Genomic DNA, 15806 nt, shown 5'->3' on the forward strand with positions numbered 1-15806 from the left:
CTCATGTTTTGTACATCCCACCCGGCTGTGGGGGTTTAAAACCCCACCGTCTATACGGTGCTCCGAATTGGTTGGGGTTTGAATCCCCATCCAATTCGTACCCTACACCCTACACCCTACACCCTACCCCCAACAAGAACTGTTCAATATAGAGCTTTAGTGGCGATCGCATTGATTGTCAGGAATGTTTAAAGCGATCTAACTGATGAAGCGTTGATTGAGTGTACGATCGCTTCAGTTGCTAAAACTAGGAGCAGATAAGCTCAGGGTATTTTGTCACTACTTCACGCCTACACCAACTGAGGAAAAACAATGACGACCCTGCTAATTCAAACCCAAAACATCCCACTGACGATCAATCTTCCTGCGATCAAATCGATGAGTGTTGAACAATTCTACGAATTCTGTTTAGCCAATAGCGATTTGAGAATTGAGCGTACTGCCAGTGGGGAAGTGATCATTATGCCACCAGCTTTTTCAGATACAGGTAATCGCAACGGTAAAATTTTTCAGCAACTTGCGAACTGGGCAGAGCAAGATGGCACAGGTGAAACGTTTGACTCCAGTGCAGGCTTTACCCTGCCGAATGGGGCAACTCGCTCCCCGGACGCCTCGTGGATTAAACTAGAGCGCTGGAATGCTTTAACTGAAGAACAAAAATCCTCATTTGCACCGATTTGTCCAGACTTCGTGATTGAATTACGGTCTTCTAGCGATACTCTTAGTGGATTGCAAAACAAGATGCAGGAATATATTAACAACGGTGCCTCACTGGGCTTGTTGATTGACCGCAAAAACCGAAAAGTCTACATCTACCGCCCCAATCAAGAACTGGAAATCTTGGATAATCCCGAAACAGTGAGCGGCGATCCAGAGTTACCAGGATTTGTCTTGCGGATGACAAAAATCTGGTGAATCATTGTCTCAATTGTAGGAGGATACGCTTAAGGAGACTTTGTAACACCTCCATCTTGAGCTTTGCCTCATCTGAGAGTTCGGTCACAATTGCATTTTTGTAACATATAGTTATTGACACCACATCGTTGATTTCTTATGTAACCTACCATGCCTTTTTTCTCTAAATTGCGTCCATTTATTCTAGTGAGTTTTTTTCTGGGCTTAATTTTCAGTGGAGTCCTGTCAGTAGACTATTTCAGCAATGCTGTCACACAAACGGCAGTAACACCTGTGTCTAATATTGCTCTGACTCAGGGAGTACGTAAAACGGTTTTGAAAAATGGTTTAACAGTGCTAACCAAGGAAGTTCACACTGCACCTGTCGTGAGTGCGCAGGTGTGGTATCGAGTTGGTTCGCGCAATGAGAAAGCAGGAGAAAATGGTATTTCTCACCAGCTAGAACATTTGATGTTCAAAGGAACCACTGATCGTCCAGTACAGTTTGGTCGATTGTTTAGTGCTTTGGGCAGTCAGTTTAATGCTTTTACGAGTTATGATGAAACAGCTTATTTTGGTACAGTGCAGCGCGACAAATTAGAAGCAATGCTGAGCCTAGAAGCTGATCGCATGGAAAGCGCGTTAATTGGAGCCCAACAACTGACAAGTGAGAAGCGCGTCGTCATCTCAGAGTTACAAGGATATGAAAATTCTCCAAACTATCGCCTGAATCGGGCTGTGATGCGAGCAGCTTTTCCAAACCGAAGTTATGGTTTACCTGTAGGTGGTACAAAAGCCGATGTGGAGAAATTCACGGTAGAGCAAGTACGGAACTACTACAAAACTTATTACAGTCCTGATAACGCGACTCTCGTGATTACGGGAGATTTTGCCACAGAACCTGTGCTGAAAACTGTTCAACAGACTTTTGGGAAGCTACCAAAACGGGCGAAAGAAGATAAGGAGATAACAGAACAAGGGGAAGTCAAGAAAGTAGACAGAGAAAATACTTCTTCTTTTTCTTCTGGTAGTTCTACTGCTAAAAAATCGCCTATTGTCTTGAAAGAGCCAGGAAGCGCTGCATTATTGCAGGTTGTTTATCCTTTACCAAATATTAATCATCCAGATGTCCCTGCAATTGATGTTATGGATGCTATTCTCACAGGCGGGCGTAGCTCACAGCTTTACCAAGCTTTGGTAGAATCAGGTTTGGCAAGCTCAGTCAGCGCAAGTCCTTCTGAACTTATCGAAGCAGGTTGGTACGAAATTAATGTGACAGCAGCGCCAGGTCAACAACTCTCGAAAATTGCCCAAGTGTTGCAACAGTCCCTGGCTCAACTGCAATACAAACAAGTCACGACAGAACAATTGAATCGAGCAAAGACACAGCTGCAATCTTCTTTTATACTCGGTAATCAGGACATCACCAGTCAGGCGACACAACTGGGGTATGATCAAACTGTCGCTGGGGATTATCGCTATGTTGAACGATATCTAAAAGCTCTTGCCAAGGTAACACCAGCAGATATACAGCAAGTTGCGAAAACTTACCTTAATCCCGCTAAGCAAACTATTGGTTTGTTTGAACCAACTCTAGCAAGTGGTAAAGCTGGAACTTCCAGTGCTGGTTCTGGTCGCACTGTAGAAAACTTCAATCCTGGTAAACCTGTCGATCCAGCAGAACTTGCCAAATATCTGCCTCCTGCAACATCAGCGACTGCTTCGACTCAACAACCGTTACCAGAGCAATTCATGCTCAAAAATGGGTTGCGCGTTTTCTTACTGGTTAATCGCAGTGTTCCCACTGTTAATCTCAGTGGACAGATTGATGCTGGTAGTGAATTTGATAGTAATCAGAAAGCAGGTCTTGCAAGTTTCGTTGCTACCAATTTGATGAATGGAACTCAGACAAAAAATGCTCTAACTTTAGCAAAAATTTTGGAGGATAAGGGAATCAGCTTGGGATTTAGTGCTGGTCGCGAAGGAGTTAGTATTGGTGGAAGTGGACTATCTGCTAATCTGCCGGTATTCATTCAAACTCTGGCAGATGTTGTACAAAACGCTACCTTCCCAGAGAACCAGTTAGAACTTAGTCGTCAGAGGGCTTTGATAAGTTTGAAATTACAGCTTGATGATCCTCGCGGATTGGGACGACGGGTATTCCAGCAAGCAATTTATCCAGAAAATCATCCGTTTTATAGCTTTCCTACAGAAGAAAGCTTAAAAAGTATTTCTCGTGCTGATGTGCTTCGTTTCTACCAAGAACACTATCGCCCGGATACGACAACGATCGCCCTTGTTGGCGACTTTGATCCAATTAAAGTCAAAGCGCTATTCAATCAAGCTTTCGGAAAATGGCAAAGTCAGGGTCAGCCACCGACTTTGAACTTACCTACAGTGTCTTTACCACAAAAAATTAAACAGTTGAGTTCAGTGATTCCTGGTAAGACGGAAGCTGTGACCTATATTGGTTATAATGGTATTTCACGCAAAGACTCTCGTTTTTATTCTGCTTTGGTACTCAACCAAATTTTAGGTGGTGATACCTTATCTAGTCGTTTGGGTACTGAGGTGCGCGATCGCCAAGGTCTAACTTACGGTATCTACAGCGGCTTTGCCACAGGTATCAATCCTGGTCCATTCTTAATTCAGATGCAGACTGCTCCAAAGGATACTCAGAAGGCTATTACTAGTACCCTCGCTTTACTTAAGCAGTTGCGAGAGCAGGGAATCACCGAAGCTGAATTAAACACCGCCAAACGCTCAATCACCAACAGCTACCCTGTAGACTTAGCGAATCCTAGTAACGTAGCGAGCATGGTTTTGGAAAATGCTGTCTACGGTCTTTCTCCAGCAGAAATCCGAGAATTTCCTCAGCGGATTTCTGCAGTCACTCCAAATCAGGTGCAGCAGACAATTCAAGAACTGATTCATCCAGATAAGCTAGTTATTGTCACGGCTGGACCTAGAGCTTAATTATAACAGTTATCAGTTATCAGTTATTAGTTAACTGATAACTGAGTTCTTGTTTTGGACATCTTCTTAGAGTTTGACGACTTCTAAGATTGGAGTGACTATGATAATTTTGACGTAACCACAAATCAAACGGGTGCGGCAGGATTCGAACCTGCGACTCGCTGCTTAGAAGGCAGCTACTCTATCCTCTGAGTTACGCACCCAAACAAAAGCACTGGCTTGTTAAACAGTCAGCTTATATATTATATCTGTGAACCTATGCAAATAGCAATCTAAAATTATTGCAGATTTCACCTTGATAAAGCTAAGATCCTAGTCATTGTAAGAGGCAAGCAAGGTTTCCAAGGATATGCTTAAAAAAAGGAACGAACACTTTTCATCTGTTGGCGAAATAAATCTCTATTGAGTCAACCGTAGTCTTAGCTCATAGCAGTTGTCTTTTTTATTGACGGGACTGATTTTTTAAAAGAAAAGCTGTTCGGTGAACTCTTATTCTGCCAAAAAACTGCTAGAGTGCATTTATACAGTAAAGTTCTATGAGTAGCGCTGACATCAAGTTACACCGTCCCAAAACTATGTTCTCTAGCCAAAGCATTGTCTTAGCTATTCTAAGTTGCAGTTTGCTGGGGATTCTGTACTTTCTTCCATTGAGTGCCAGAATCCCAGGTTCGCTTGGCATAGAAAAGCATGCTGATTGGTATGTTGTTGGTACATATTTTTTTGAAGCGATAGCTTATCTGGGTGCAGGTGTCTTATGCTTAAGAAATTGGCGCAGTTTAAAAATAGCCAGTGGTCTGAGTGTTTGGTTAGTCATTAGTATAGGTATGCTTTTATATTTCCTAGGACAGATATTCGTCTGTGATACAGAAATAATCCTGAAAGAAGAACTTATCGTTTTCCTTTGTGATGTCTTTTTAGTAGGCACTTATTTGTTTCTAGGGACAGGCGTGATGTGGTTTCAATGTGCCACAAAGATTCCTAACTCTCAAAGTGGAATATTAGAGGTATTTTGGGTGTGGAATGAAGTTTTATTTGGCATGGATGCGGTTCTGGAATGTGACGCATCATTCATCCGTTCGCGACGTGTCAGTAAAAGAACTCAGGAACAAAATCTTAGAAGTTTGTGGTGTCTACCGTGAGAAAACTAACAGAATCAGATAAACAAGAAATTCTCAAGCTATACCGCGAAACTGCCGAAACGACCTCAACTTTGGCAGAGCGTTATGACGTGAGTAACTCGACGATTAGCCGTTTACTCAAAAGTACTTTGCCAGAAGATGAGTACGAATATCTTGTGTCTTTAAAGCGTGCTGCGAGAACTCCAGAAGGAAGGGCACAGGTTAATTATGACAATGTGCCTATATTTGGCAACCAGCCACAGGAAAACCAGACACAAGAGCAAGAAGTTGCATATCCTGTTGTTAAGCAAAGTGTTGTTGAGGTTCAGCCGCAAGAAGAACCGGTTGTCGTAGCAGCACAGGATCTGTACCCTGTGGAAATTGATGAGCCAACTCCTGCTGTCAGACGAGTTAAACGCCGCTCTTCAGCTACGACAAAACCAAGTTTACCAATTCGAGTGCAGCGTCCTGAGCAACCAATCGCCGAGCAATTGGAACTTCTAGAACAAAAACCTCCAGAAACCACCAGCATTCCCAGTCCGCTTTTGGAAGATACACGTCCAGAAGCTAACGTCATCGCGGAAATGTTTGGCGAAGACTTACTAGATGAGTCAGATGATTTGGAGGATTTGGAAGATGATGATGATGATGAGGATGATGATGAGGAATATTTAGACGAAGAAGATTTTGAAAGCGCTCGACCTTTTGTCACAAGACCAAGATCTGGTGATGCCTCAGTCAGAGTCTTACCATTGTCAGCAGCTAGTTTGCCCAAAACTTGCTATTTAGTCATAGATCGCTCCTCGGAATTAATCACTCGTCCACTCAGGGAATTTGGCGATTTAGGGCAAATTCCTAACTTGGAAACTCAACAAAGAACATTACCAGTGTTCGATAACCACCGAGTGGCAAAGCGGTTTTCAACCAAGCGCGATCGCGTGATTAAAATTCCAGATAGTAGAATGCTCCATAAGGCTCGTTATCATCTACAAGCAAAAGGAATCACTCGACTGTTGATTGATGGTCAAGTCTACTCTTTGTCCAGTAGTGTTTAGTCATTAGCCAGAAACTTTTTTTGGTTATGGCTGACGCAACAGACTACAGTATGGTGTTAGTGATAGCTTTTGTTAGTCTGTTGCCGATTCACTCTATTTATTTGAGCATAAGGCAGCCATGTGAAACGTGAAGAATTTTTCTTCTCGTTACTTTTGGTGAGCTCATCAGAAAATGACAATGAATCTTTGCCAGATTGAGGAGTCATGGTATAGTAATATTACGTATGCTAAATTTTTGAATAGATGGTTTACAAATCTAATAAGTCTCAAGATTTGGAGTCCTGGCAGCAAGTCCGTGCGCCATATGGTGTAGGCTACCGGATAAAACTCCTCTCACAACTGCTTGCTCGTAAATTTACGGAACGGTTGGAACCGTTTGGACTAACGCCCTTTCACTGGGTTGTGCTTTGCTGTTTATGGGAGGAAGATGGTTTACCAACTTCTAGTATTGGAGAAAAGCTGCAACAGGTGGGAGGTACATTAACTGGCGTGTTGGATAGAATGGAAGAAAGAGGTTTGATTCGTCGAGAACGTGACTGTCGCGATCGCCGCATCTGGCGTATTTGGCTCACAGATGCAGGTAGAGAACTCGAAACAGTCCTACCACCGATTGCCGTAGAGATTCGTGAGCAAAGCATGCACGGTGTTTCCTACGCTGAACGAGAACAATTTTCCCAAATTCTGAACAAGGCAATAGCTAACTTATCGTAGAATCACCCATCGGGATGAAGCGCTTGCATAGATTTTCTCAAAAATATTACGTATACGAAATAATTGATGATTAAATATATTTCACGAAATATTTATAAATTCAAAACGACACTGAGGACTAATATCATGGAATCCACAAACAACACCAACTCCAACGGACACAACAGACACAAAACAGTAGTTCTGGAGAAAGAACTTGTTCAAGACATAAAGACTTTAGAAGCTTTAACATCAGAAAATCTTACAAATAGAATTCTACCAGCACAAACAACACCAGAAGCTGATGTTCATACTCAGTCTGAGACTGAGAACAAACAAGCCAAACTCCAACCGCCGGAAACACCAAAGCACCAAAAACAGATCGCTTTGATTTTGGCAGCATTAGGTGTGGGTGCTGTAGCTGCTGGAGGTTTTGGTTATCGTTGGTGGCAGTATGCTTCCACTCACCAAGAGACAGACAATGCCCAAGTTGCAGGACACCTACACCAAGTGAGTAGTAAAATTGCTGGAACCGTCAGTCAAGTTTTGGTGAATGATAATCAACAAGTCCAACCAGGACAATTGCTGATCAAACTCGATCCACAGGATTATCAAAGCAAAGTGCAACAAACTGAAGCAGCGCTGGAAAATTCTCGTCGTCAGGCGCAAGCAGCGCAAGCAAATATTAAATTGGCTTCAGAAACAACTAACGCTAAGACAGTCCAAGCACAGGGAGATGTTAGCGCTGCTGTTGCAGCGATTTCCACAGCACAAGCAGCCGTACAAGAGGCAAAAGCTGGGATTCCTGCAGCACAAGCGCAAGTTAAACAGGCAGAAGCCGGGATTCCCGCAGCACAAGCACAAGTTGCACAAGCAAACGCCAACTTACAAAAAGCACAAGCTGATTACAACCGTTACAACACCCTGTATCAACAGGGAGCAATTGCCCGTCAACAATTAGACACTGCTAAGTCAGCGTATGATGTGGCTGTTGCCCAAAAGGATGCTGCAATTCAAGAAGTCAACCAAGCGCAAGCGCGATTAACTTCTGCCAGAGTTGGTGTCGCCAAAGCACAGTCACAACTTGCACAAGCACAAGAAGGAGTAGCAACTGCCCAAGCAAAACTAGCAGCATCCAAAGGTGGGTTGCAACAAGCGACTGCTGGCGGAGAACAAACAACAGTGAATCGTAACCAGTACGAAGCCGCAAAAGCAGCCATAGCTCAAGCGGAAGCATCTTTGAAAGACGCGCAGTTGCAGCTATCCTACACCAACATTACCGCTCCTGCAGCTGGACGGATAGGAAAGAAAACAGTGGAAGTTGGTAACCGGGTACAAGCAGGAACACCCTTGATGTCAGTTGTGAATGATGATTCTTGGATAGTCGCCAACTTTAAAGAAACCCAGTTGGAAAACATGAAGCCAGGAGAGGAAGTGGAGATTAAGCTTGATGCTTTCCCTCATCATACTTTTAAGGGTCGTGTTGATAGTCTTTCGCCAGCCTCCGGCGCACAGTTTGCCCTCTTACCACCCGATAACGCCACAGGTAACTTTACGAAAATTGTGCAGCGTATTCCTGTCAAAATTGTTTTCGACAAACAAAGCATCAAAGGTTACGAATCGCGGATTACACCGGGAATGTCTGCAGATGTTAGCGTGCAAGTCAAGTAGGACGACGGGATAAAGAAATTCAAAATTCAACATGCAAGAAAACTAGTAGTTTGTCAAGCGAAGTTTGAAGTCTCTTGTACAAAGTGGTGGTGTTGTGTTTCTGTATACATAGTTTTTCTAATGAGAATCGTCCTTAAGGTTGCGTGTTGTTTAAACCTACAGACAGGGCATTCTCGTGTCGAGGCTAATTACTATCGAAATATCAAACAGATGTTGAGATTTTGAGATTTGTTTAGGAGTATTAACAATGCAAACCAACCCTACTACTGAAAAACCTCCTGTTGCTAAAGCCTACAATGGCGTAGACCGTAATGACTTTATTTTTGGCTGGAATCCCCAAGCTGAACTTTGGAATGGGCGCTTCGCTATGATTGGATTCCTTGCTTACCTGCTTTGGGATCTAGCTGGCTATAGCGTGGTTCGTGACGTCCTCCACCTGATTCGCTAGACTTTTTCCTCCACGCTATGGCGCAAGCGTGTAAGGGATATTTTACGAAGAAGACGCATCTGCGCGTCTGTCGATCTGTGTGTCCTCTTCGTAAATTTGATGAGACTCTTACATCAAGCGATCTGCCGAAGCGCGTAGCGTGCGCAAAGCGCTCGTAAGGCAAGCAAAGCTATCGCATCAGTCTCGTTATGTTTCAACTATTTCCTTCCCTCATTCAGGCTTTACAGCCTGTTGTAGCTCCTTTTTGTTTTGTCACTATTTGTGCATTAATTTTTCTTCTGTTGCGGTCTATATGGATGTCTACGCGCATTGGAATTGCCAATCTGAAGCGTTTGCATCAAATCAAGTGTGCAGACTGTCGATTCTTTACAAACGACTTTCGTCTCAAATGTACTGTACACCCCACTTATGCTCTCACTGAAGAAGCAATCAATTGCTCTGATTTTTGTTTGAAGAATAAACATCTCCAAAAATTGACATCCTCAGTTTCTTGAGGAGTTGGGTAGGACAAACCCGAGTTACCTCTACTTGAGAGAGCCAAAGAATCTCAAACTTTTAAGGAGTAAATAACTATGTCTCACTTTCGTAGTTTTCCCACCAAACTCACTGATGCTGAAATCCTGAAGACAACGCTACGTGACTTGGGCATTCGTGTGATTACAGACGGTACTGTTCGTGGTGTCAACGGTCAACGAGTTCATGCAGACATCATTGCTGTTCTTGAAGGCGAATGTGACATTGGCTGGTGTAGCAATGATGATGGAACTTTTGACTTCATTGCTGACGTGCCGGGTGTTGCCATAAAGCATAACCAGGCTCAACTCATTAACTCCATCAATCAGAAGTACGCGGTTAACAAGACCTTGAGCCAGCTCAAGCAATCTGGTCTGCAAAATGCCAATGTCAAGTTAGTGGTGCAAAATTAATTGCTTTATCATTCCACATGACCTCCAAAATAAGCATTCATCATTTTTGGTGGGGGACGCATTTATCTATACAAAAGCAACAAACCTTATCAAAAAGCGCGGGGTTATTGGGAATAATCTCAAGATTATTGAGAAATCCCGCGCTTTTTGATAACCAAGGGCGAGAAATCGTCGTTTTCAAACCTAGTAAATAAAAGGTTTGTTGCTTTTGTACAGGATTTTTCCACGGGGTCTTAAACCGCAAGGCTTCCCTTTGGTCACCCAGAGGGTCCAGGCATTCAGGAGAAGGGAAAATCCTTTGAGCTCCCTCTGCCTTTGTTGATAAAATTCTTTCTTAGACAAAAGGCAAAGAAAGTTTTAAAAGGATTTTTCTCAAAGAACGACATTAACATCATAAGAACACTCTAGTTCGTAAATATCATTTGTAGACGAGCTAAAGCTTTCCTGGATCGAGTATTTATGATCACAAATGAACTTAATATTAGCCTAGTTCGTTTGGCAGATGTTGTGAGGAAAAAAGGGAAATTACTATTCAGTCATAAATTAACATAGGCACCCTAATTAAAAACAACCACCACTGGACAATTTGGTGGTGGTTTTTTATTGAAAAACTAAGACTATGCAAGTGGCTTGCTTCCTGTAGACTTAGGCAAATAAGGAGAGTCAGTCAATCACAAATTTTCAGAAAACTAGAGAAAAACAAGGGTTTCAGCCCTACTCAAAAACGAGTTTAACACCGTTTACGTTCAGGCGATAAGCCTCCGGCTTGACGCTTGAACGTATCGCCTGAACACCACTTAATGTCATCGGCTGAAATGCTTATTAAAAGGTGGTTTTTTGGGAAACTAGTGTTTAAATCGAATGCTCGAATGCTTATGTAGTAAAGCTTTTAAAAAACTTTGTGATTGACTGAGAGTCAAGTGGACGAGCGATAGTTGTATTGATTAGCACAGATTTTTGTAACTTAAGTCTCTGACTTTAGGAGGGATTTTGAAAAGACGCAAGGTAGATAGTATGAAAAAGACTGTTTTTTCAATTGCATCGTGTTGTTAGCTCATTAAAACTAGCAACCTGAATTAGTGTTTAGAGAGGATGTTTGTAAAATACATGGCAAAAAAATTTCCTAAATTTAACCAAGATCTCGCACAGGATCCGACAACACGTCGGATTTGGTACGCGATGGCTATGGGAAATGATTTTGAAAGTCATGATGGCATAACTGAAGAAAATCTTTACCAAAGGATTTTCGCGACTCACTTTGGTCACGTGGCAATCATATTCCTGTGGGCATCTAGCCTGTTGTTCCACGTAGCTTGGCAAGGTAACTTTGAACAGTGGATGCAAGATCCTGTTCATATTCGCCCAATCGCCCATGCAATATGGGACCCCCACTTCGGGAAACCAGCAATAGATGCTTTTACCCAAGGCGGCGCTAACTATCCAGTAAACATTGCTTACTCTGGTGTTTACCACTGGTGGTACACCATTGGTATGCGGACGAACAATGACCTGTACATAGGTTCAGTGTTCTTGTTGCTGTTAGCAGCATTGTTCTTGTTCGCTGGTTGGCTGCACTTGCAGCCCAAATACCGTCCTAGCTTAGCTTGGTTTAAGAGTGCAGAACCCCGTCTAAACCACCACCTAGCAGGTTTGTTTGGTGTTAGCTCTCTAGCATGGGCAGGACATTTGGTTCACGTAGCAATCCCTGAATCTCGTGGTATTCACGTTGGCTGGAATAACTTCCTGACGACTCTACCACATCCACAGGGATTGGGACCATTATTCTCTGGTAATTGGGGTGCCTACGCTGCGAACCCAGATACAGCGAACCATGTGTTCGGGACATCTCAAGGTGCAGGAACCGCAATTCTGACATTCTTGGGTGGCTTCCATCCACAGACTGAATCGCTGTGGCTGACGGATATGGCACACCACCACTTGGCTATAGCAGTCATCTTTATCATCGCCGGTCACCAATACCGCACCAACTTTGGGATTGGTCACAGCATTAAAGAGATGCTTAACGCCAAGAACTTCTTTGGTATCCAAACTGAAGGTCAATTCAACCTGCCTCACCAAGGGCTGTACGACACCTACAACAACTCTCTGCACTTCCAGTTGTCTATTCACTTGGCAGCGCTAGGTACTGCTCTTTCCTTGGTAGCGCAGCATATGTACGCTTTGCCTCCTTATGCCTTCATCGCTAAGGACTACACAACCCAGGCATGTTTGTACACTCACCATCAGTACCTAGCTGGTTTCTTTATGGTTGGTGCTTTCGCCCATGCTGGAATTTTCTGGGTGCGTGACTACGATCCAGAGCAAAATAAGGGTAACGTACTTGAGCGAGTCCTAAAGCACAAAGAAGCGATTATCTCTCACCTGAGTTGGGTTTCTCTTTTCCTGGGCTTCCACACTCTGGGATTGTATGTCCACAACGACGTAGTTGTTGCTTTCGGAACTCCTGAGAAGCAAATTCTGATTGAACCAGTGTTTGCTCAGTTTATCCAAGCTGCTCACGGTAAGGCACTGTACGGCATGAATGTACTGTTATCCAATCCAGATAGCATTGCACACACTGCTTGGCCTAACTACGCAAACGTGTGGCTACCAAATTGGCTGGATGCGATTAACAACGGTACTAACTCCCTGTTTTTGACCATTGGTCCTGGCGATTTCTTAGTTCACCACGCGATCGCTCTAGGTTTGCATACCACGACACTCATTTGTGTGAAGGGTGCGTTGGATGCCCGTGCTACCAAGTTAATGCCCGACAAGAAGGATTTTGGTTTCACCTTCCCTTGTGACGGTCCTGGTCGTGGTGGTACCTGTCAAACCTCCTCTTGGGAACAATCTTTTTTCCTTGCTATATTCTGGATGCTTAACCTTCTTGGTTGGACTACCTTCTACTGGCACTGGAAGCATTTAGCAATTTGGCAAGGTAATATCGCTCAGTTCAATGAATCTTCTACCTACCTTATGGGCTGGCTGCGCGATTATCTCTGGGCTAACTCAGCTCAAGTCATGAATGGGTACAACCCCTTCGGTACAACTAATCTAGCTGTTTGGGATTGGATGTTCCTCTTCGGACACCTAGTTTGGGCGACAGGTTTCATGTTCCTCATCGCTTGGAGAGGTTACTGGCAAGAGTTGATTGAAACTCTTGTTTGGGCACACGAACGCACTCCATTGGCAAATTTAGTGCGCTGGAAGGATAAGCCTGTTGCTTTGTCCATCGTCCAAGGTTGGTTAGTCGGTCTGACTCACTTCACAGTTGGATATATCTTGACCTACGCAGCATTCCTCATTGCCGCAAACGCTGGTAAATTCGGTTAAAAATTTTGATTTTGATATCTTCTGACCTTTAGCTTTCCCCTCTAACTGGATAGTACAGAGGGGAATTTTTTTTGCTCTGTGTATCAACAGTGTCGCAGGGGAACTTCTACCCGTTTCATCGCTTGTACTGAAAAACTGCGGTGCTGAATTACCCAGATAATACTGCTATTGCAAACTAAATGTGGAACAGCTTATCCCTTTGTACCTATGGAGAGGGGTTAAGTGTCATGTTACATGATATTTATGAAAAGATATTGTTGAATTAGTATAAAGTTAAGCTTGAATGAATACACAAGCCACTAAAAAGAGTCTGTTGTTACCGGCATTAAGGTCAAGAAACTACCGTCTGTTTTTTGCCGGACAAGGAATCTCGCTTATTGGGACATGGATGACGCAAATTGCCACAATTTGGCTAGTTTATGACTTAACAAAATCACCCTTAATGCTGGGTTTTGTAGGCTTTTCTAGTCAAATTCCCAGCTTTTTTCTTGCCCCCTTTGGTGGAGTATTTGTTGATCGCTTTTCCCGTTATCGCACCATTATTAGTACACAAATTCTGTCAATGATTCAGTCGTTGACATTAGCATTTCTGGCGCTAACTGGCGTGATTCATATTTGGCACATTATTGTCTTAAGTTTGTTTCAAGGATTTATCAATGCTTTTGATGCACCTGCCAGACAAGCATTTGTACCAGAATTAGTGGAACGCAAAGACGATTTAGCAAATGCCATTGCTATCAACTCGACAATGTTTAATGGTGCGCGATTAATCGGTCCAGCCATTGGAGGTTTATTGATTGCTCGTATTGGTAGTGCATACTGTTTTTTAATTGACGGTTTCAGCTACATTGCTGTCATTTTTGCTTTACTAGCAATGAAAGTGAAGCCGTGGAAAACTATAGTGATTGACACAAATATATTGCAGAGAGTTAAAGAGGGGTTTGAGTATACTTTTGGCTTTCCACCAATTCGTGCCATCTTATTATTATCAGCTCTTGTCAGTCTGATGGGAATGCAATATACAGTACTTGTACCAATTTTTGCAGAAGAAATTTTCAAAGGTGGCGCACAAACTCTAGGTTTTTTGATGGCAGCATCAGGAGTTGGAGCACTCTCTGGTGGAATTTATTTAGCGACACGACAAACGGTCGTAGGACTTGGTAGATTAATTGTTCTTGCACCAGCTTTTATAGGAAGTGGTTTGATTGCTTTTGCCTTGTCGCGCTTTCTACCATTTTCTTTACTAGCAATGCTGTTGGTTGGTTTAGGAACAATCATTCAGGTTGCTGGAAGCAACACAGTTTTACAAACAATTATTGAAGATGATAAACGCGGACGAGTGATGAGTTTTTTCACTATGTCCTTTTTAGGAATGACACCCTTTGGGAATTTGTTAGGAGGTGCATTAGCAAATCATATCGGTGCTACAAATACATTAATTATTGATGGTATTGCTTGTCTTTTGGGTTGTATCTTTTTTTCAAGACAACTACCAGCTTTAAGACAAATGGTTCGCTCAATTTATGTAGAGAAGGGTATTTTGACGAGTACTAAACGCTAATACTAATTTAATATAAAGCTGCATAGAATATGGCTTCAAGAATAAAATTGTAAGATGACAACGAGCAGATTTGCTCTAGCGTGATTTGTTCAAGGACTTGTTAGCCATAAGCCGGAGGCTTGACGCAAAGCGTATCGCATAACTGCTGGAGTGTTGTAAAGACAACTCCAGTAAGCTGCTGTTAGTAATTTTAGTACTCGCATTACCAGTGCCGAACAGATGGGCGCTGTATCTGTGTGATGATAATTTGAATGACAACGCTAAAATTGAATAGTACTTTGTACTTTCATGTGTAGCCGCAAACACAAAAGTCATGACTCGCCGTCTTATTTTGCAAGAGGGGCAATCCTACACATTTCGCTCCTATTTTGAGATGCCTTATGAGGCAGACGAAATATTGGCGGAATTGGGCTATGCTTTGGTGAAAACACGCCTTGATTTACCACGTAGCGCTCGACATTTAGAACGTTTGCAAGAATTGCGACAGCGAATAGATGAGTCTTTACCACTAGTTAGTTTAAGCAGCGAGACTGCGCGACGCGAGACGCTTGTAGCACCGACATTGCTGGAAGTTGCTCGATATTGTCAATGTCAACTGCGAATTGAGTACCCATTGTCAGTCAATAACTGGCTAAAGGGTAATTTAGATTACTTTCTCAAACTTCATCCAGGGTTGTTAGTAGTTGAAGCGAAAAATGATGATTTAACAAGAGGATTTACACAGCTTGCAGTAGAACTCATCGCAATTTCCGAAGTTGAAGAAGGTGATGTGTTTTACGGTGCAGTGACAATTGGTGATGCTTGGCGCTTTGGACGCTTAGAAAAAACAAAGCAGCAGATTTTTCAGGATATTTCGCTGTATCGAATTCCCGATGATTTGGAAGATTTAATGAAGATTTTGGTGGGAATTTTGGAATGAAGTCATTTCCAATATTATGAGTATTTTGCAGCAGAGGTGTCTCGTCCTCAGTTAACAGATTCTCAGCATTTGGCAGGATTTCTGAGAAGATTTCTGGATAGATAGTCATGAGAATTCGTAAATGAGGAGCTTTTCTATTCTCAGTTTACATATTTCCTCAAAATTCTCGTCTATACTCTTTTACCTTTAGAGTTGAAAATAAAAATATATCT

At 42.7% G+C, this 15806-nt stretch carries 11 protein-coding genes and 1 tRNA gene; 11 read left to right on the top strand and 1 reads right to left on the bottom strand.

Going from position 1 to position 15806, the window contains the following annotated elements:
* Positions 1–312: 312 nt before the first annotated feature.
* Complete coding sequence (locus tag DP117_RS00005) at positions 313–915, top strand: Uma2 family endonuclease (RefSeq protein ID WP_169216292.1); 603 nt, start codon at positions 313–315, stop codon at positions 913–915.
* Between the two features lie 150 nt (positions 916–1065).
* Positions 1066–3870, top strand: a complete 2805-nt coding sequence (locus DP117_RS00010) for a pitrilysin family protein (protein ID WP_169216293.1) — start codon at positions 1066–1068, stop codon at positions 3868–3870.
* 130 nt (positions 3871–4000) lie between these two features.
* Here DP117_RS00010 and DP117_RS00015 read toward each other — a convergent pair.
* Positions 4001–4073, bottom strand: a tRNA-Arg gene (locus tag DP117_RS00015).
* A gap of 333 nt (positions 4074–4406) precedes the next feature.
* On the opposite strand from DP117_RS00015, the gene DP117_RS00020 reads away from it, so the two are divergent.
* The 9 genes from DP117_RS00020 (at position 4407) to DP117_RS00060 (ending at position 15594) form a co-directional block, all read left to right on the top strand.
* On the top strand, positions 4407–5009 hold the full coding sequence (locus DP117_RS00020; RefSeq protein WP_211175835.1) for a hypothetical protein: 603 nt from the start codon (positions 4407–4409) through the stop codon (positions 5007–5009).
* Complete coding sequence (locus DP117_RS00025) at positions 5006–6043, top strand: transposase (protein ID WP_339381100.1); 1038 nt, start codon at positions 5006–5008, stop codon at positions 6041–6043. Before DP117_RS00020 ends, DP117_RS00025 begins: the two co-directional genes overlap by 4 nt.
* A gap of 243 nt (positions 6044–6286) precedes the next feature.
* Complete coding sequence (locus DP117_RS00030) at positions 6287–6754, top strand: MarR family transcriptional regulator (RefSeq protein WP_169216295.1); 468 nt, start codon at positions 6287–6289, stop codon at positions 6752–6754.
* 126 nt (positions 6755–6880) lie between these two features.
* On the top strand, positions 6881–8404 hold the full coding sequence (locus DP117_RS00035; RefSeq protein WP_169216296.1) for an HlyD family secretion protein: 1524 nt from the start codon (positions 6881–6883) through the stop codon (positions 8402–8404).
* Positions 8405–8651: 247 nt separating this feature from the next.
* Positions 8652–8852, top strand: coding sequence for a chlorophyll a/b-binding protein (locus tag DP117_RS00040; protein WP_169216297.1), 201 nt, complete (start codon positions 8652–8654; stop codon positions 8850–8852).
* A gap of 572 nt (positions 8853–9424) precedes the next feature.
* Positions 9425–9778, top strand: coding sequence for a DUF1257 domain-containing protein (locus DP117_RS00045; protein ID WP_169216298.1), 354 nt, complete (start codon positions 9425–9427; stop codon positions 9776–9778).
* Positions 9779–10885: 1107 nt separating this feature from the next.
* A complete protein-coding gene (psaB, locus tag DP117_RS00050; protein ID WP_169216299.1) occupies positions 10886–13114 on the top strand; it encodes a photosystem I core protein PsaB in 2229 nt (742 codons plus the stop codon).
* 283 nt (positions 13115–13397) lie between these two features.
* Positions 13398–14675, top strand: coding sequence for an MFS transporter (locus DP117_RS00055; RefSeq protein WP_169216300.1), 1278 nt, complete (start codon positions 13398–13400; stop codon positions 14673–14675).
* A 313-nt stretch (positions 14676–14988) separates the two neighbouring features.
* Positions 14989–15594 (top strand): hypothetical protein, encoded by a 606-nt coding sequence (locus DP117_RS00060; protein WP_169216301.1) that lies wholly within the window; start codon positions 14989–14991, stop codon positions 15592–15594.
* Positions 15595–15806: the final 212 nt, after the last annotated feature.

It is taken from the genome of Brasilonema sp. UFV-L1 (genome assembly GCF_012912105.1).
Lineage (GTDB): Bacteria > Cyanobacteriota > Cyanobacteriia > Cyanobacteriales > Nostocaceae > Brasilonema.